This is a genomic window from Bacillus manliponensis (assembly GCF_000712595.1).
GTDB lineage: Bacteria > Bacillota > Bacilli > Bacillales > Bacillaceae_G > Bacillus_A > Bacillus_A manliponensis.
This window is the reverse complement of sequence record NZ_JOTN01000015.1, coordinates 95879-113151: the sequence shown is the minus strand read 5'-3', so window position 1 is coordinate 113151 and position 17273 is coordinate 95879. Positions and strand designations below refer to the sequence as shown.

At 37.2% G+C, this 17273-nt stretch carries 21 protein-coding genes and 1 pseudogene; 5 read left to right on the top strand and 17 right to left on the bottom strand.

Annotation, left to right across the window (positions count from 1 at the left end; all coding sequences use genetic code 11):
- Window positions 1-69: 69 nt before the first annotated feature.
- The gene (locus BAMA_RS25425) at window positions 70-198 is read right to left on the bottom strand and encodes a hypothetical protein (protein ID WP_265182747.1); all 129 of its coding nucleotides are present in this window, start codon (window positions 196-198) and stop codon (window positions 70-72) included.
- A gap of 221 nt (window positions 199-419) precedes the next feature.
- Between BAMA_RS25425 and BAMA_RS16710 the strand changes: the two genes are divergently transcribed.
- The 3 genes from BAMA_RS16710 (at window position 420) to BAMA_RS16700 (ending at window position 3043) form a co-directional block, all read left to right on the top strand.
- Complete coding sequence (locus tag BAMA_RS16710) at window positions 420-1532, top strand: site-specific integrase (RefSeq protein WP_034641341.1); 1113 nt, start codon at window positions 420-422, stop codon at window positions 1530-1532.
- A gap of 79 nt (window positions 1533-1611) precedes the next feature.
- Entirely contained in the window at window positions 1612-1926 is a 315-nt protein-coding gene (locus BAMA_RS16705) for a thioredoxin family protein (RefSeq protein ID WP_034641339.1), read from the top strand.
- A gap of 235 nt (window positions 1927-2161) precedes the next feature.
- Window positions 2162-3043 (top strand): cation diffusion facilitator family transporter, encoded by an 882-nt coding sequence (locus BAMA_RS16700; protein WP_034641338.1) that lies wholly within the window; start codon window positions 2162-2164, stop codon window positions 3041-3043.
- Here BAMA_RS16700 and BAMA_RS16695 read toward each other — a convergent pair.
- The 5 genes from BAMA_RS16695 to BAMA_RS16680 form a co-directional block, all read right to left on the bottom strand.
- Window positions 3030-3668, bottom strand: a complete 639-nt coding sequence (locus BAMA_RS16695; protein WP_034641365.1) for a phosphatase PAP2 family protein — start codon at window positions 3666-3668, stop codon at window positions 3030-3032. The two genes, BAMA_RS16700 and BAMA_RS16695, sit on opposite strands and share 14 nt — an antisense overlap.
- Before the next feature lie 75 nt (window positions 3669-3743).
- Window positions 3744-4502, bottom strand: a complete 759-nt coding sequence (locus BAMA_RS16690) for a sporulation protein (RefSeq protein WP_034641336.1) — start codon at window positions 4500-4502, stop codon at window positions 3744-3746.
- Complete coding sequence (locus BAMA_RS16685) at window positions 4484-5305, bottom strand: serine/threonine protein kinase (protein ID WP_034641335.1); 822 nt, start codon at window positions 5303-5305, stop codon at window positions 4484-4486. The genes BAMA_RS16690 and BAMA_RS16685 overlap by 19 nt, the downstream gene beginning before the upstream one ends.
- Complete coding sequence (locus BAMA_RS24110; RefSeq protein WP_084158033.1) at window positions 5305-5502, bottom strand: hypothetical protein; 198 nt, start codon at window positions 5500-5502, stop codon at window positions 5305-5307. The genes BAMA_RS16685 and BAMA_RS24110 overlap by 1 nt, the downstream gene beginning before the upstream one ends.
- 121 nt (window positions 5503-5623) lie before the next feature.
- Window positions 5624-5803, bottom strand: a complete 180-nt coding sequence (locus tag BAMA_RS16680; protein ID WP_034641332.1) for a YozD family protein — start codon at window positions 5801-5803, stop codon at window positions 5624-5626.
- A 145-nt stretch (window positions 5804-5948) separates the two neighbouring features.
- Here BAMA_RS16680 and BAMA_RS24105 point away from each other — a divergent pair, with 145 nt between their 5' ends.
- Window positions 5949-6104, top strand: a complete 156-nt coding sequence (locus BAMA_RS24105) for a DUF3930 family protein (protein ID WP_084158032.1) — start codon at window positions 5949-5951, stop codon at window positions 6102-6104.
- Here BAMA_RS24105 and BAMA_RS16675 read toward each other — a convergent pair whose 3' ends face one another.
- From BAMA_RS16675 to BAMA_RS25645, 11 genes and pseudogenes are all read right to left on the bottom strand, one after another.
- Entirely contained in the window at window positions 6105-6767 is a 663-nt protein-coding gene (locus BAMA_RS16675) for a hypothetical protein (RefSeq protein WP_034641329.1), read from the bottom strand.
- A 161-nt stretch (window positions 6768-6928) separates the two neighbouring features.
- Window positions 6929-7144, bottom strand: a complete 216-nt coding sequence (locus BAMA_RS16670) for a YozE family protein (protein ID WP_034641326.1) — start codon at window positions 7142-7144, stop codon at window positions 6929-6931.
- Between the two features lie 72 nt (window positions 7145-7216).
- Window positions 7217-7489 carry a YokU family protein gene (locus BAMA_RS16665; protein WP_034641324.1) on the bottom strand — a complete coding sequence of 91 codons (273 nt, stop codon included), beginning with the start codon at window positions 7487-7489 and terminating at the stop codon, window positions 7217-7219.
- Window positions 7486-8901: a lysine 2,3-aminomutase gene (gene kamA / locus BAMA_RS16660; RefSeq protein WP_034641323.1), complete on the bottom strand. Its 1416-nt coding sequence runs from the start codon at window positions 8899-8901 to the stop codon at window positions 7486-7488. Before kamA ends, BAMA_RS16665 begins: the two co-directional genes overlap by 4 nt.
- A 256-nt stretch (window positions 8902-9157) precedes the next feature.
- Complete coding sequence (locus tag BAMA_RS16655) at window positions 9158-10540, bottom strand: sigma-54 interaction domain-containing protein (protein ID WP_157406028.1); 1383 nt, start codon at window positions 10538-10540, stop codon at window positions 9158-9160.
- Window positions 10541-10977: 437 nt separating this feature from the next.
- Window positions 10978-11826, bottom strand: a complete 849-nt coding sequence (gene ablB / locus BAMA_RS16650) for a putative beta-lysine N-acetyltransferase (protein WP_034641321.1) — start codon at window positions 11824-11826, stop codon at window positions 10978-10980.
- Complete coding sequence (locus tag BAMA_RS16645; RefSeq protein WP_034641319.1) at window positions 11823-13091, bottom strand: peptidase; 1269 nt, start codon at window positions 13089-13091, stop codon at window positions 11823-11825. The genes ablB and BAMA_RS16645 overlap by 4 nt, the downstream gene beginning before the upstream one ends.
- A gap of 15 nt (window positions 13092-13106) precedes the next feature.
- The gene (locus BAMA_RS16640) at window positions 13107-13769 is read right to left on the bottom strand and encodes a 3-oxoacid CoA-transferase subunit B (RefSeq protein WP_034641318.1); all 663 of its coding nucleotides are present in this window, start codon (window positions 13767-13769) and stop codon (window positions 13107-13109) included.
- Entirely contained in the window at window positions 13754-14452 is a 699-nt protein-coding gene (locus BAMA_RS16635) for a 3-oxoacid CoA-transferase subunit A (protein ID WP_034641317.1), read from the bottom strand. The genes BAMA_RS16640 and BAMA_RS16635 overlap by 16 nt, the downstream gene beginning before the upstream one ends.
- Window positions 14449-15759 (bottom strand): aspartate aminotransferase family protein, encoded by a 1311-nt coding sequence (locus BAMA_RS16630; protein WP_034641316.1) that lies wholly within the window; start codon window positions 15757-15759, stop codon window positions 14449-14451. Before BAMA_RS16630 ends, BAMA_RS16635 begins: the two co-directional genes overlap by 4 nt.
- A gap of 409 nt (window positions 15760-16168) precedes the next feature.
- Window positions 16169-16246: pseudogene (locus tag BAMA_RS25645) on the bottom strand (YjcZ family sporulation protein); the annotation flags it as partial.
- 265 nt (window positions 16247-16511) lie between these two features.
- On the opposite strand from BAMA_RS25645, the gene BAMA_RS16620 reads away from it, so the two are divergent.
- Window positions 16512-17270: a DUF4397 domain-containing protein gene (locus tag BAMA_RS16620; protein ID WP_034641315.1), complete on the top strand. Its 759-nt coding sequence runs from the start codon at window positions 16512-16514 to the stop codon at window positions 17268-17270.
- Window positions 17271-17273 lie beyond the last annotated feature (3 nt).

Genomic DNA, 17273 nt, shown 5'->3' with positions numbered 1-17273 from the left:
GACAAAATCTTTTTTCAACAAAGTGAAAAGAGCCAAATGGCTCTTTTATTTTACCCCTATTCCAGGTTATTATTTTGCATTATCCCAACCGCCACCACCTGGTTTGTTTTCTACTTTCATTCCACCCGGATCAGATACCTTATGAGTGCCTGGATCCGAGATTTTATGACCACCTGGGTCTTTTGTGAACTCTATCATCATACATTCCCCTTTCATATTAATTTGTAAATCTATTAATATTTTATCCTATTCTTCTATTTTCTAACAAGTAATGACAAACATATCCTATCACTAACAATGTTTATATATGGTAAAATATAATCGTCGCTGATATGTCCAAAATGTAGTTTCCATAACAGCTAACTCACAACTAGGCTTCTTAACAGAATTTATATTAAATGATGAAGGAAGTGTTTGAATTGAAAGGACATATTCGAAAAAGAGGTTCAAAGTGGTCAATAATTATAGATATAGGTCCTGATCCAGAGACCGGAAAAAGAAGACAAAAATGGTTTTCAGGATATAAAACAAAAAAAGAAGCACAAGCCGATATGGCTAAAAGAATCGTAGAAATAGAAGAAGGCTCGTATATCGAGCCGACAAAAATGAGAGTACGTGAATTCTTTATTCAATATCTCGAAGCTCGAAAGATAAATCTTAGAGAAACCACGTACTACAACTATAAAAAACACATCAATAATCATATTATACCAAAACTGGGTAACATTCCAATGCAAAAGTTAAAAGGTATCGACCTTGAAAAATTTTATAATGATTTATCTGAAATTATGAAACCTGTTACAATACGAAATATACATCAAATCATTCGCACTGCCCTAACTTATGCACTGAGGCATGAAATTGTAAAAAAGAATGTTGCTGATGTTGTCAGTCCACCAAAAGGTATAGAAAAGACAGTAAACACTTGGTCTCAAGAAAATGTTTTATGTTTTTTAGAAGCCGCTAAAGATAGTCGTTATTATGTAGCTTATCTACTTGCTATAACTTGTGGCATGCGTAAAGGTGAAATCTTAGGATTACAGTGGAAAGACATCGACTTTGAAAGAAATACACTTTCTATTAATCGTTCTCTCTCCCATATTACAAAGGAATTTCATGAACCTAAGACCTCTTCAGGTAAACGTTTAATTGTAATTCCAGAAATCACAATGCAGGCCCTTAAAGAGCAACAAGAACGAATTAAAGAAGAAAAAGCACGCTATGGAAGCACATATAATGATTACGATTTGGTGTGTCCAACTGTTAATGGCAACCCCTGCAATTTCAGAAGTTTGACACAGCTCTGGAAAAAGCTTATAAAGAAAAGTGGGGTTCCTGATATTCGATTCCACGATTTAAGGCATACCCATGCAACACTAATGTTAAAGCAAGGTATTCACCCGAAGATTGTAAGTGAACGATTAGGACATAAAAGAGTAGGTATCACATTAGACACCTACTCACATGTTGTACCAGGCCTACAAGAAAAAGCAGTCGAAGATTTTGCAAACAACCTATTTCAAAAAAGCTAATGTTTGCAAAATGTTTGCAAATGCGGATTTTGCATAAAAATACTAGCAAATCCGCATGAAAATGAGAGGAGATAAAAACATGAAACAAATCAAGACTGACAAGGAATTCAAGGAAATCATCGCAAGCGAAAATCCAGTGGTAGTAAAGTTTTATACAACATGGTGCCCAGACTGCGTACGTATGGACAACTTTATTGAAGATGTAATGGAAGAGTTCAATAAGTTCGAGTGGTACTCTATCAATAAAGATGAGTTCCCGGCGATTGCTGAAGAGTATCAAGTAATGGGTATTCCAAGTTTACTTGTTTACAAAAATGGTGAAAAAATTGGTCACTTACATAGCGCAAACGCAAAAACAGAAGAGCAAGTTACAGAGTTTTTAAGCGAATACTAAAATAGTAAAAGCTGTTTAGAAAGAAATTTTTTCTAAACAGCTTTTTTTATACTTATCTCTTGCACGAAACATTGCTATTACTTGCACTTTCCAACATATTTTTCCTTCAGTAAACTTTGTTATCCTGCTCTTAAAAAGCTAAAAAACGTCAACAATGTTTGTGTAGACCCACCCGACTTTCGTTTGTTACGCTATATATAGAAAGAAATTCCTGATAGAAAGGTGAGTGATAATCATGAATTCACTTTCTTCTCAAGAGGCGGATAAAGGGGCAGTTCTTAGCATCATTACCTACATATTTTTATCCACTCTAAAACTTACGATCGGATATATTGCCCTATCTAGCGCCCTCCGTGCAGATGGATTAAATAACTTGACAGATATTGGCGCTTCACTAGCTGTTTTAATCGGGTTGAAAATTTCTCGGAAACCACGTGATCCCGATCACCCATATGGCCATTCACGCGCTGAGCAAATTGCTTCGTTAATCGCATCTTTCATTATGGCAACCGTTGGCTTAGAAGTCATCATCAGTTCCGGGCAATCGCTATTTAATCCAGAGCAAGTTGCACCGAACTTATTAGCCGCTTGGGTTTCTTTATTTTGTGCGATTGTGATGTATGGGGTGTATATATATAATCGCAACTTAGCAAAACGAACAAAAAGTAAGGCACTTGCAGCTGCGGCAAAAGATAATTTATCAGACGCTCTCGTGAGCATTGGAACAGTAATTGGTATTTTTGCTGCGCAATTTCATATGCCAATTATCGATCCTATCGTTGCCTTTCTTGTAGGATGTATCATTTGTAAAACGGCATGGGATATTTTTAAAGAAGCATCACACATGTTAACAGATGGTATTGATCCCGAAAAAATAGAAGAATATGCCCAATCCGTAAAGCTTATTGCAGGCGTAGAACAGATTGTTGATATTCGCGCTCGCATGTATGGGTCTCATACGTACGTCGATATTACAATTGAAGTAGATGCGCATATGAAAGTAGATACAAGTCATCGCATAACAGATGAAATCGAAGAGATGCTAAGAGAAAAATTTCATATTATGCATACTCACATTCATGTGGAGCCATCAAAAAAAGAACCTATGCTGTCGTAGGTTCTTTTTTTACAAACACTTTATGAAAAATAATACATAACACGAGCCAACTTCCACCTGCAGCCCATCCCGCTACAACATCTGATGGATAATGAACACCAAGATATATACGACTAAGTGAAATTGAGAAAATAACAAAAGACGTTGTAACGATAATTAAAACTTTTTTATGCAAAGCAATTCGGTGCTCTGTGATGGTCATATACGCAATAAATCCTAAAAATGCTACGGCGTTCATCGCATGACCACTCGGAAAACTATAACCGGTTACTGTAATTAATGGCGATACATCTGGGCGTGTCCGTTCATACCATAGTTTTAACATACTATTAACGTAACGAGATCCATACAAGTTTGCAACAAGCAATAGAGCACTCATAAATCGCTTTCGAATACACATGTACATAACCCCTATTATAAGTAACGGAAAGTACACTTTTTTTGAACCGATATAGGACATCCATAAAAAATACGATGTCAAATATGGGTGCCGAAAACTTTGTATATAACTGCTCACAAGATAATCGAATGTTTCAATATAAATTGTGTCATAAGTAGTTGATAATAAGATAAAGCAAACGAATAACGTACCGCCTAACATATATAAGTATCGATACTGTTTCACATGCATAACCTCACAATACAAAAAAAATGGAGGGGGTCGTCTTAGTATCCCTCTCCACTTCTTTTTTATGCATGATTATTTTGAAATGTAATTGTTAATTTTTTGTACCATTACTGGAATGTCCGCTGATGTCACACTAAAACGAATTAACTTTTCATCTAGGTCTAGTGCTTCAGCAAATAAACCTGCCAACCCGCGTGCCTTTCTGTCTACTTCCATCACAATATCAAGGCGCTCTGGTGAACTCGCTGTAATTAACAATTCTAGTTCATCTAATTTTCCGTAATATTGACCAGAAACAGGTACAAATTCAAACTCTTGTCCAAATGGAATACGACTACGCAAACGATGCGGTAACTCTTCACATTCAAATTGACGCAAGCGGAATCCTAATTGGTCTACTGCTTGTAATACACTATTTAAAAGTGCATTTGGCAAGATTTGAACATAGTCGCGATCACTTGGATCAATGCTACGTTTAATATCAAGACCTGTTTGAACCCACACTGTTTTTCTTCCTAATGTAACTGGCGTTTCATATGGAAGTGAAAATGAAAATGAAATTTCACGCTTTTCATTTTCACCAATTGTAATTGGATCCGTTAATCGTACACGTTCTAAATCATATGTTGTACTTACTTTTTTATCGTCTACTTCTCGTACATATGATGTAGATAACGTTAAATAAATACTATCAATTTCTTGCTCAACAGATCCGCCTGTAATATGAACAACACCTGTAATTTCTTCTCCTGCAACATATTCATCTTTCGCAAGTACCGTATCTACTTTCGCACTACCAATCCCTACACTCGCTAAAAACTTTTGGAACATGGTTTCCTCATCCCTTCCAATATATGTTGTACATCATGTATAACAGCTTGTACATTTTCATAATACGGCTCTTTCATTTGTAACATCCGCATAATGATTTCACAACCTGCATGACTAATGGCTAGTTCTTCATACCACGGCCTCTCTTCCACTTGTGAGGCCTCATAACCTGAATATAATAAAAATAGCACAAAGTGACCAAGTGCATAAAAATCACTTCGAAAATGAACTTCACGCATATATGCTTGCTCATCTTTATAGGAATGTGCCCGTTCATCACTTTCACCAACAAATCGCGCTAAACCAAAATCAATAATAAAAATTTCATTATTATTCATTAAAATATTAGGAATTCGCAAATCACGATGGACAATTCCTTTTTTATGAAAATAGGAAACGACTTCAAGAATCTTATGAAGGATTTCAAACACGTCCTGCTCTGTATATACCTTTCCCTCAAAAAAGATTAAATCTTCAAACGTTTTCCCTTGCATATACTCCATCACAAAAAAGAATTGATTTTTCCAAGTAAAGCTATGAAATAAGCTTGGTATTGCGGGATGTGCAAGCTTCTCTAACATCTCTTTTTCATAAGAAAAAGATTTTCGCCCTGACTGAGACCTTTGCTTACTTTTCCTTAATTGCTTTAAGACTTGCTTCTTTCCAGAAAGCAAGTCTCTTACAACGTATGTAAACCCATAGCTGCCCATTCCGATAATACGTTCAATTTCATAACGTTGCATCACAACTGTATGAACGCGGAGAGGTCTATCAAAGAAGGCAAGTACTCTTCTCCACTTCATCAACTACTTGAGAAGAAACTACGGCTCTTATATTTTCTTTTATAATGATGGTGTCCATGACCATGAGAAGGACGACGTCTATGATAATCACTACTAGAGTAAGAACGATGACGACCACGATGGCGGTAATCACTACTAGAGTAAGAACGATACTTATGTCCACTTCCTAGTAAAGATTTAATAATTTTTTTAAACATCCCTTCACCTCTTTAAATGTATTCCTCTTCATTATACCAAGAAAAGCATTATATGTTTATAACATTTTTGTAAATATAACCTACAAACCTGTAAAAACGACGAGTTGTCCCGTCGCTACTTCTAATCATCATCTTCTTCAAATACTTCGTCAATCATGCACTTTTCTAATAAGTAATCAAATGTAATATCCGCAAGATCTTCCACTTCTTCTCGCTTTGGTACATACCCTCTTACAATTAATTGCTCATAAAAAAACTCCGCAATTTCTTCCGTATCAATCACGACTTCTATTTCCTTCATGAGCATCACCCCTTTAATTCTGTTTTATGAGGAATTAAAGAAAATATGTATACGATTATAAAAACATTTTTTCGCACTACATAGTTATATACACAAAAGCTTGTGCATACGCTATAGTACAAGCCTTACAAAGGAGGAATTATTAATGGAGCAAAAATATGAGATGGCACAATTTGAAGAGGAACTTACACATGACGATGCATGGGCGGACTCTATTATCTCTATACTAGTCACGTTTTTAACAATTGTAGGCATACCTTATACAATTTACATTTTAGTAAAGTTTCTTCTCTCTTTTTAATCATTTCTTCTCAGACAATTTTGTTAAATAATTCCGCACAACATCCATAACAATTTTATACTCTTGATCGTCAAATATTTCATACAATGTTCGGTAGTCATTGTATATATCTAACAATCCATCAATAATTTCTTTTCGGTTTGTTTTCACACTCACCTTTTTTGAACTGTTAATGGATTTTAACTTACTTAAGTCTAACTTATTCATTCCCGCTTTATCTTGTTTCATTTTTTTTAAAATCATATTTGCAGTTTGTGCATTTGCAATAAGCCGCAAATCCGATTCATCTGCCTCTAACCATTCACCATCTGTAATTCTTGATAACTCATAAATTGTATCTTCCCACGCATCATTTTTATAACGCCATACCTCTGTTCGATAGCCAACTATACGAAAAACATCTTTGTCATACCCAGTTACTTGAACAAGATCACCAAAAGTAAATTTATAACAAAGTTCAATCCACTCTTTTTCACCATTGTCTGCTTCTTTCTCTGTCACAAGCTGCAATGTATTTTCTACATAAAAACCGTCGTGATTGTTCACTTCGTATACGTAGTTACCATCTAATATTCTCATATTTGTAATTTTCCCTACAGTACCATATAGCGTAATCACGACTATATCTCCTATATTATATTTAGGTTGTTTCTTTCTCGCCATGTGTATCTCTCCTTCTAACGTCGTGATTTTTTAACAGTATATGCTCCTATTGAGAAAACGCTTATCACATGTGCGTATAATCAAAAATTTTTTTAAGATACATAATAAAAAACACACCGCTTTAGCGGTGTGTTTTTTGACCATGCTATAAAACTTTCATTTTATGCGTCTTGTAAATACAAATCCCAAGCTTCATCAAAGGTAGACATACTTTCTAGCATTCCACTTAGCTCTAAATAGGAGCTAATTTCTTCATATTCTTCTGATTGCTTAGGGAAGCTAAGATCATCATACATCGCTTCTGCAAGTTGTGAGATTTCATTACTCACAAGAGCTGCCCGGTGTTTCATCATATAATGATAAAATGACTTTTTCAATTGTATTCCCTGCCTTTCTAACTTGGGTACATTATACAAGGGTAAAAAGAAAAAAACCAGCAAATATGCTGGTTAAAAATCAAAATAATTTCGCTTTAATAGGCGGGGACGCTCCATTAACTCTGTATATGTTACTTGCTTTGGCAAATCTTTTGTATAAATTAAAAATAGCTGATCTTCAATTTCTTTTACAATATGATCCGGTTGATAATCAATACCACACTCAGTGCATGAAATACATGGTGCTTCTGTAATTTCAATCGCTTTTGTGCCATCTGGCAATTCCCAATATACAGTATTTACAGCTTCTTTTGCCGTTTCTTCATCACACCACATACATCTCATACTGCATCATCCTCAGCCTTCGTTTCTTCCATTTTTTCAAGTTGTGCTTGATATTTTTTCTCTTTTAGTTCATCACGTTTTTCACGTTTATCTTTTAACGATGCGTGTGTTTCATTTACTTCATAATCTTTACGGCGATTGATTCGCTTTAGGCCATCTGGAACAAGGTTGAACTTCTTATCACTTAATAGTGCGGAGATGCCGACATCAGATCCTTTTTCTTCATACGTTGGATAAATCTCTTTAAAGTAACCATCCGCTCTTCCTGCTACATAATTTTCTGGCTCTGGATATGTTGTAATTACCCCTTCAAAGTTACGAAGCACAACTTTATCCGCACTTTGTGAAATTAAATAGTTTGGCTGAAGAGCAATTTTTCCGCCTCCGCCCGGTGCATCAACTACAAACGTCGGTACTGCATAGCCAGATGTATGGCCGCGCAGTCCTTCAATAATCTCAAGACCTTTTGAAACAGGCGCACGGAAATGGCCAATTCCTTCTGATAAATCACATTGATAAATGTAATAAGGGCGTACACGAATTTTTACTAAATCGTGCATTAGTTTTTTCATGATTGGTACACTGTCGTTAATACCTGCTAAAATAACTGCCTGGTTCCCCACTGGTACACCCGCATTTGCAAGCATCTCACAAGCTTGTTTCGATTCTTCTGTAATTTCAATAGATGTATTAAAATGCGTATTTAACCAAATTGGATGATACTTTTTCAAAATGTTACATAAGTTCTCTGTAATGCGCTGTGGGAATACGACTGGCGCTCTCGTACCAATTCGAATAATTTCCACATGCGGAATCGCACGTAAATTCTTTAAAACATACTCTAAAATATTATCATTAATTAGAAGACCGTCACCACCTGAAATTAACACATCACGCACTTCTGGCGTATCCCGAATATAAGCAATCGCTGCGTCTAATTGTTTCTTCGGTACACCCATTCCAATTTGTCCACTAAAACGACGACGTGTACAATAGCGACAATACATAGAACATTGGTTTGTTACTAAAAATAAAACGCGGTCTGGGTAACGATGTGTTAATCCTGGAACTGGTGAATCTTCATCTTCATGGAGCGGATCTTCTAAATCATATCTTGTTTTATGCAATTCTTCAGAAATTGGTACAGACTGCATACGAATTGGACAGCGTGGGTCATCTGGGTTCATTAATGATGCATAGTATGGTGTAATGTTTAGCGGAATTGTTTTCGTTGAAATTTTCACACCTTCTTCTTCTTCTGGTGTTAAGTTGATGACTTGTTTTAGTTCATCTAACGTTTTAATTGTATTTGTTAATTGCCAAACCCAATCATTCCACTTCTCTTCCGGTACATCTTTCCACAAATCGATATCTTTCCAATTTCTCTCTGGTTTATATACATCATGTAACATTACTATTCCCCCTTTTTTAACGCTCACTTTTTATAAAGCAAAAAGCGTGCCACTTTTAATAAAATAGTAGTAATTCTTTCTTAAAAGCGAGATATACCCTATTATATAAACAGAAAATTTAAAATTATGAAATCAGCAGATTTGTAAAGAAAACGTTTTAAGCTACATATTTCATTACTTTTTATATATGTAAGCGCCCTTTTATTCGTGCAAACAGAGAAAAACCGCCGAATAATTGGCGGTTTTCCTCTGTTAATTATACATGCTTTTCTTTCGTTAACTTATACTGTAATGTTTGGCGTGGTATACCTAACAATTTTGCAGCTTGCATGACATTCCCATCTGTTTCTTTCATAGCCCGCTGAATTAATTCTTTCTCTGTTTCTTTCAATGCTTGCCGAAGTGGTAACATTGGCTTTTGTTTATCTACTGGAGGTTCTTTCCGAAATGTTCTTGGTAAATAAGACGTTGTCAACAGCTCACCTTCCGCTACAATCACTGCATGCTCAATTGTATGTTTCAACTCTCTAACATTTCCAGGCCAATGATATTGTAATAACCGCTCCTTCATTTCTTCGTCAATTCCAAGCACATTCTTTCCATATTCCTTGTTATAATCTTTTAAAAAGTAAGGAGCAAGTAGTAATATATCCTCTCTTCGTTCACGAAGCGGTGGAATATATAACGAGAATACATTTAATCGATAATATAAGTCTGTACGAATTTTTTGCTCTTGTAAACATACATCCGGTGGTTGATTCATCGCAGTAATAACACGAACATCTACTTTTCTCGTTTTACTATCACCAATGCGACGAATGACCCCATCTTCTAATACGCGGAGCATTTTCGCTTGCAGATCAAGGGGCATTGAATTTAATTCATCTAAAAATAATGTCCCTCCATCTGCAAGTTCAAATAAGCCAGCTCGCTCAATTGCACCCGTATAACTTCCTTTTGTCGTACCAAACAATAAACTTTCTAATAAAGATTCTGGAAGTGCAGCACAGTTCTGTGCAATAAACGGCTTGTTTTTCCGCCTCGATGCCTCATGAATGGCTTGCACAAACAATTCTTTCCCTGTTCCTGTTTCCCCATAAATCAACACATTTGCATCTGTTGGTGCCACTTTTTGCGCCAATTCCTTCGTTTGCTTAAAACGAGAATCATTCGTTACAATTGTATTAAACGCAACGTGCTTCTTTGTTACTTTTTTTCGCGTTGAACGCTTCATTTTTGATTGCAAATCAACAATTGTATCTGTTAACCGCTGGATCGTTGAATAATCTTTTGCGATTTCAACAGCACCGGCAATCTTTCCATCAATAAAAATTGGTAATGTTGTATTTACCGTACAAACATCTTCTCCATTTAAATTTTGATAGCGCTGCACTTGATGTATAATTGGTTTTTTCTTGTTTAAAACGCCCAGCAATGTACTTGTTTCCCTCGATAGAGAAGGAAACGCCTCCAGTAAATGTTTACCTAATACATGTTCTATCTTTGATCCGTCATGCTTTGCCGCAGCAGCGTTATAAAAAATTGTTACACCATTTTCATCAACTGCGTGAATCGCTTCATCGATACTTCCTAAAATTGCTTCAATTACTTCTGGTGTAGAAACAGCCAGCACTCTCATCTCCCCCTCTCGCCGAAAATCCAGCAAAATACCCGCCGGTTTTTCGGCACTCATTCCGATGATTCGTTATTATATGGCGTTCTATAAAGTGAAACTTCACTCAGTAGGGTTTTCTTCATCCCCCACTGAGTGTCAGCCCGACCAATCGGGCTTTTACGGACTGTTAATCTCCCACCTAAACTTCTCTGAATCCTCTAAGTTTTGAGGTGGGAGTCTTACAGCCCGTTAATGCGGGATAAATCTTATTTTTATTTTTTTTGAAAAAGAACTCTTTTTTATATAAAGTGAAACTTCACTATATCTCTATAGAAAGAAAAGCCCCAACCACTACAATACATGGCAGGGCTTCAAAACTTTGTTCACATCCTCCATAACATATAGAAAAAATTATATGCTACGCATTCCCACTCTAAAAGAAGCCGTCTGTTTAAATGTATCTATTTTCCAGTTGATAAATCTTTCACCCATATATTCATATCTTCTAACTTATCGAAAATATAGCAATTATTTGCTAGTCTTCCTGTATACGTATATCCAAGCTGGTGAAATGCTGCATTCATTCCAAAGGAAAGCGAGCGGGCAATCGTATACGAACAGAAAATAGATCGATCCTTTAACTCCTCTTCCAGCTTTCGTAATAAACTTTTCATAAAACCATGCTTTCTATACTCTGGAAGCGTTGCACAGTTTGTGAGTTCTGCATTCCGTTCACAAAGATTCATCTCTGCTGAAGCTGTGCTTACAATACGTCCTCCTGTTTCGTATACGTAATAAATCGTATCTTCTTCCATTGTTTTACGAACATAGTCACTTTCATTTAACGGCGTTGGATAAATTTCAAACACTTTTCCAAATACATCCGCAAGCTCTTCTGCGTCTTCCTCTGTCGCTATTCGCAAAGTGAACTCCTTTGGAATTTCCTTTTCCTTTACTTCCTTCTTTTGTACATCTGTAATAATCGTGTCTTCCTCTACCCATCTCATACTATTTCTTCGTTCATCACTTGTATACTTCACGAAGAAATACGCATCATGCCCTTGAAAATAACCGGGCATCGTTGCTTCTAGCGAAAAGCCAAAAGAGAGCCATGCCGAAACATGCTCTCCTTTTCCTTTTATAATCAACTTCGTGAAAGAATGCTTCTCTGCTAATTTTTCAATTGTATTGACGAGATGTGCTACATTTCCCGTATAGTGATCAACTCGAATACGCTTGTTAAAATAATCTAGCGCGCCTTCCATCGTATAGTCGCTCGTTTTTTCTACAAATGTTTCATAGTATTTCATTCTTCCACCTCACACCAATCTAGTAATGTACATGCAATAATTTTTGCTGCGGCAATCATTTTGTCAATTTCAATATATTCATTTGGATAATGAGCCACTTTCGTTTCACCTGGTCCAAATACAATCGTTGGTACGTTTGCAATTTGTGTAAATAATCCCCCATCCGTTCCCCAAGGTGATGCTTCAACAATTGGTGATTCGCCTTCAATTTCAAAAAAATTATCTTTTAGCTTCATCATTAATTCATGGTTTTCATCAAGTTCACCAGGGACCCATCTTGCTCCAAACCATTCCACTTGTACTGGATTTTCTTCAAACCACGGGTCTATTTTTGAAAGTTCCTCCATCCAAACAATAAACTCTTCTTTTACCGCCTCTATAGTTTCATTCGGCGCAACTCCGCATCTTCCTTCTAAAATTAATTCATCTGGTACAGAACTTGGCCAGCTTCCACCTTCAATTTTCCCAATATTAATCGGAACTGGAATTGGAATTCCGCTATATAACGGGTCTGTAATACGCTCATTTCTCTTTGTCTCTAATTTTTTCACATGTTCAATAACAAGCATACTTTTCTCAATCGCACTAACCCCTTCATAACGAGTTCCACCATGGGCAGCTTTTCCTTTTACAAGTAAGCGAAACCACATCGAACCTTGTTGCTTCGGGAAAAACTTCATATTCGTTGGCTCTGGGATAATTACTCCATCACCTGTATACCCCCGTAAAATTGCAGCAAGCGTACCAGCTCCCCCGCTCTCTTCCTCTATTACACTTTGAAAATAAATATCTCCTTTTAATGTAATACCAGATTTGACGATGGCTTCCATCGCCAACATTAATGCGACGTTTCCGCCTTTCATATCCGTTGTCCCTCTTCCGTATACACGGTTCTTAATTTTCTGACCACTATACGGATGATTCTCCCACTGATTGACATCACCTTCTGGAACAACATCAATATGCCCATTTAGCACCATTGACTTTCCGCCGCCACTTCCTTTTAACGTCGCCACTACATTTGGGCTATCAGAAAAATTAGTACGCGGTGATACAAAATATGGATGTTCTTTCATTTTTGTGTAAGAAGGCTCCCAAATATCAAGATCTACTCCTAATTCGCGAAGCTTCTCAATCACAATCGCCTGGGCTCCGCTTTCGTACCCCGACACACTCTTTTCTTGAATTAATCTCGTTAATAGTTTTATACTTTCTTCTTCATGGTTTTCAATATAATCACATACTTGCTTCTTTAACTTATCCATATTTTGCAGCTCCCCTCATTCAATCACTAGTAAATCTGAACCTATTTGAAAAGGTGCACCTGTATTTGCTGTAACATCTTCTATTGTATAAGGACTCATCAACTCTTTTAATATTAGCCCATCATCCGTAACTTCCATAACTGCCATATCTGTAATAATAACATCTACGCACTTTTTCGATGTCAGCGGTAATGTACACTCAGAAACAATCTTTGCATTTCCATATTTATCAACGTGATTCATCACAACAACAACGCGCTTTGCTTTTTGCGCAAGATCCATCGCCCCGCCAATACCTGGAACTCGCTTTCCTGGAACAATCCAGTTCGCTAAATCACCTTGCGCACTAACTTGCAGTGAACCAAGAATCGTTACATCTAACAATCCTTTTCGAATAATCCCAAACGCCGTGCAACTATCAAAATAACTCGCACCAGCAATAATAGATGTCGGCAAGCCTGCCGCATTACACAAGTTTTCGTCTTCTTCTCCTTTCGCTGGCGTCGCTCCCATACCAACAATGCCGTTCTCTGCATGAAACATCACATTCATATCGTGTGGTAAATGATTTGGAACGAGCGATGGAATACCTATACCTAAATTCACAATCATCCCATTTTTAATTTCTTTTGCTGCGCGCTTTGCAATTTTATTTCGAACGTCTACTCCCATACCCATTTCCAGCTCACTCCTTTTGACGGCACAATATAATCGACATATACACCAGGAACAACAATTTCTTCTGGATCTAATGCACCAAGAGGCACAATCTCTTCCGCCTCTACAATCGTAATATCACCAGCCATCGCAACGTGCGGATTCATATTACGAGCGCTTTTATCAAAAACTAAATTTCCAAACGGGTCCGCTTTTTTCGCAAATACAATGGAAACTTCCGCTGTTAATGCTGTTTCTATTAAATACGTCTTTCCGTTCATTTCCATCGTTCGTTTTCCTTCTTCAACAATTGTGTCCACTCCAACATCAACAAGCACACCACCAAGTCCTACGCCACCAGCACGAATACGCTCCGCTAACGTTCCTTGTGGTGAAAATTCAATTTGTAGTCTACCTTCATTTAGTTGCCTTCCTGCATTTTGATTTGAACCAATATGGGACGTAACTAATGATTTCACACGTTCATTTGTCACGAGTCTTCCGATTCCGACATCAGGAAATCCAGTGTCATTCCCAATTAAATTTAAACGGGAAAAACCTTTCTCTACAATCGCATCAATTAAAGAGGGAGGAGAACCAATCCCCCCAAACCCTCCGAACATTAATGTCATATCATTATGAAAAAATGGCATCACATCTTCGATTTCTTTTATCTTCCCAAATGTATTTGTAACAGTCGTCATGCGATACTATGCCCTCCTTTTTTCATCATTTCCTCTACACTTTTTGCAAAAATCGAAAGTAACTCATCAAGCTCTGCATATGTAGCTGTCAGAGGTGGTGCTACTAATAGTGCGCTATCTTCCTTTCCTGCTTGCCCCGATACAGCTTGGTATAAGAGAAGACCATTTTTCGCAGCTACTGAAATTAATTCAGACGCCTTTGTAAACGGTTGCAATTCAATGCCAACTAAGAGGCCTTTCCCGCGCACATCTGCAATAATCGTAGCTTCTTGCTGAATTTTCTGTAATTCTGAAATTAAATAATCTCCTTTTTCAGCTGTTTGCTCTGGAAGATTATGTTTTTCCATATATTCAATCACCGCTAAAGCGGTCGCTGCTGAAAGTGGATTTGCACTGAGCGTATGCCCACTCATAACAGAACGAGAACCTCGTAAAATCGGATCCATGACACGGTCGCTCACAACAGTTGCTGCCATCGGTGTATAACCTGCACCGAGTCCTTTTCCAAGTGTCATAATATCCGGCTCTACACCCCAATGATCCATCGCAAACCATGCTCCAGTTCGTCCAAGCCCTGTCATCACTTCATCTGCAATAAACAAAATATCATAATGATTACATATCTCTTTAATCACCTTATAATATTCTTTTGGTGGCACAATCGCTCCACCAGCCGCTCCAATGATTGGCTCCGCAATAAATGCAGCAATATGCTCTGCACCAATTCGTTCTACTGCACGTTCAAGCTCCGTTGCACATGCCATTTGACATGTCGGATACATTTTTTGAACAGGACAACGGAAACAGTACGGCGCTGGAAGCGTTGGATAATCTTCTAAAATCGAAACGAACCGTTGTCTACGTAATGGGTGTCCAGACATCGACAATGCCCCCATCGTGATACCGTGATAACTCATCCATCTCGACAAAATTTTATGTTTTCCATGAATGCCGCGCTCCTGAAAATGTTGGATTGCGATTTTCATAGCTGTTTCATTTGCTTCTGTACCACTATTTACAAAAAAACTCCAATTTAAATCACCAGCACTTAACTCACTTAACTTTTTTGCTAGTTTCTCAGCTGGTTCACTCGTAAACTGCGAACGATACACAAAAGCGATTTCCCCCGCTTGCTTTTGAATCGCATCTGCAATTTCCTTTACGCCATGTCCGATACTTGCCGTAATCGCCCCTGACGAACCATCAAAATATTTATTTCCATTTTGATCATACAAATACACACCTTTTCCATGAGAAATCATCGGATACGGCTGACCAACAAGTGGTTTAATTAAGTAATCGCGCATAGCGCTCCCCCATTTCTTCAATTTGTATATATATATGAAGAAAATCGACGTTTCTTTCGCAAAAAAAGAACCCGCTGCCGAGGCAGTGAATTAAAAAATCGAAAAATATAAATATAAGGCCCATAAAGAACATAACTCGATATTTCAAACACACCTTGCATTACTTCATATACACATCACACAAAAACAAACGCTCGTAATCTTCCCCCACCTACCTCTCCAAATCACTACAAAATCAACTACATTGTATGTAATCATAGATGCCAACAGTATGTAAACTTCGACGAACTGCCCGCCATTTCCCTGCTTCATTCGAGACTTTCTTACTGATACTTTTAAACAAATTTTGACAAAAGAAATAACCGATTAATACTCTATTAATCGGTTTTACATGACGCTCTTTCCATTGTTAGCAGCGCACCCAAGTCGCTCCAATAATAATTAATAAAATAAACAATACAACAAGTAACGCAAAACCATGTCCAAAACCGCAGCCACCACCATACCCTTCGTATCCGCAATCATAACTTGGATATCCATATCCCCACATAGCATGTTCACTCCCTACATAGACCATTTGTAATTCCTTTACAATGACAAAATATGTCGGACAACTGTCACTTTGTATATGCATTCGCCTATAAATGAAAAAATAACCCATTTTGTTATAAGTACAGGCTTATGTTGTTTTTTTGCATAACTTCTTTTTGTACATGCATATAGTTGTAGAGAGAGGAAAAGGAGGGTTATATGTGAATGAATTAGAAAAATATGCACAGCAAGCTTCCATCTACGAGCAGCTAGCTTGCTACTACAAATATACAAATCCTCAAATGTATATGTATGTATACGCAAAACATGTAGAAGCGATCCAGCAAGTTGTTCATACTTACGAGAAAAATCGGATATCACCATCGGCTATGAGCCAAGCTACACAACCAACTTATTTACGTGTATTTCACTCGTCATCTGACCTACCACGCATCGATATTATGATCAATGGAAAAAAAATGATTAAAAACCTTTCTTTCAAACAATGTAGCCCATATCTTTCTTTCGGACAAGGACAATACCGTCTTGATATTGCTCCAGCAGAAACAGAACAACCTATTTTTTCTACACTTGTCCCCATAATGGGAAATCACGCTTATACATTTGCCGTAACAGGATCTGAGACAAAAGTGCAAACAGTACCAATTTTAGACAGTACACCGCTCCCATCTGGAAAAGCAAAATTACGATTTATACATCTATCTCCTGATACTCCTGCTGTTGATGTTTTCTTAAAAGATGGTGAATCATTATTTGAAAAAGTTTCTTTTCAGGAAGCTACTGACTATGTACAAGTAAGCCCAGGTGTCGCAAATATTGAAGTTTATCTAACCGGTTTAAAAAATTCCATCCTTTCAATACCAGAAACTGAAATTATGGAGAATAAACTATATATCATTGCTCTCATCGGTCACCAAAAGAAATCTCCTAATCTTGAAGCCATTTTCTTAACAAATTAAAAA

Coding starts and splice junctions, on each gene's coding strand:
- ablB (WP_034641321.1), bottom strand. CDS start 11,826: ATGAAATACTATGAAACATTTGTAGAAAAAACGAGCGACTATACGATG.
- BAMA_RS16635 (WP_034641317.1), bottom strand. CDS start 14,452: ATGACGACTGTTACAAATACATTTGGGAAGATAAAAGAAATCGAAGAT.
- BAMA_RS16665 (WP_034641324.1), bottom strand. CDS start 7,489: ATGAGATGTATGTGGTGTGATGAAGAAACGGCAAAAGAAGCTGTAAAT.
- BAMA_RS16630 (WP_034641316.1), bottom strand. CDS start 15,759: ATGCGCGATTACTTAATTAAACCACTTGTTGGTCAGCCGTATCCGATG.
- BAMA_RS16675 (WP_034641329.1), bottom strand. CDS start 6,767: ATGGCGAGAAAGAAACAACCTAAATATAATATAGGAGATATAGTCGTG.
- kamA (WP_034641323.1), bottom strand. CDS start 8,901: ATGTTACATGATGTATATAAACCAGAGAGAAATTGGAAAGATATCGAT.
- BAMA_RS16690 (WP_034641336.1), bottom strand. CDS start 4,502: ATGTTCCAAAAGTTTTTAGCGAGTGTAGGGATTGGTAGTGCGAAAGTA.
- BAMA_RS24105 (WP_084158032.1), top strand. CDS start 5,949: ATGGAGCAAAAATATGAGATGGCACAATTTGAAGAGGAACTTACACAT.
- BAMA_RS16680 (WP_034641332.1), bottom strand. CDS start 5,803: ATGAAGGAAATAGAAGTCGTGATTGATACGGAAGAAATTGCGGAGTTT.
- BAMA_RS16655 (WP_157406028.1), bottom strand. CDS start 10,540: ATGAGAGTGCTGGCTGTTTCTACACCAGAAGTAATTGAAGCAATTTTA.
- BAMA_RS16705 (WP_034641339.1), top strand. CDS start 1,612: ATGAAACAAATCAAGACTGACAAGGAATTCAAGGAAATCATCGCAAGC.
- BAMA_RS16640 (WP_034641318.1), bottom strand. CDS start 13,769: ATGGGTATGGGAGTAGACGTTCGAAATAAAATTGCAAAGCGCGCAGCA.
- BAMA_RS16685 (WP_034641335.1), bottom strand. CDS start 5,305: ATGAAGTGGAGAAGAGTACTTGCCTTCTTTGATAGACCTCTCCGCGTT.
- BAMA_RS16700 (WP_034641338.1), top strand. CDS start 2,162: ATGAATTCACTTTCTTCTCAAGAGGCGGATAAAGGGGCAGTTCTTAGC.
- BAMA_RS25425 (WP_265182747.1), bottom strand. CDS start 198: ATGATAGAGTTCACAAAAGACCCAGGTGGTCATAAAATCTCGGATCCA.
- BAMA_RS24110 (WP_084158033.1), bottom strand. CDS start 5,502: ATGTTTAAAAAAATTATTAAATCTTTACTAGGAAGTGGACATAAGTAT.
- BAMA_RS16645 (WP_034641319.1), bottom strand. CDS start 13,091: ATGGATAAGTTAAAGAAGCAAGTATGTGATTATATTGAAAACCATGAA.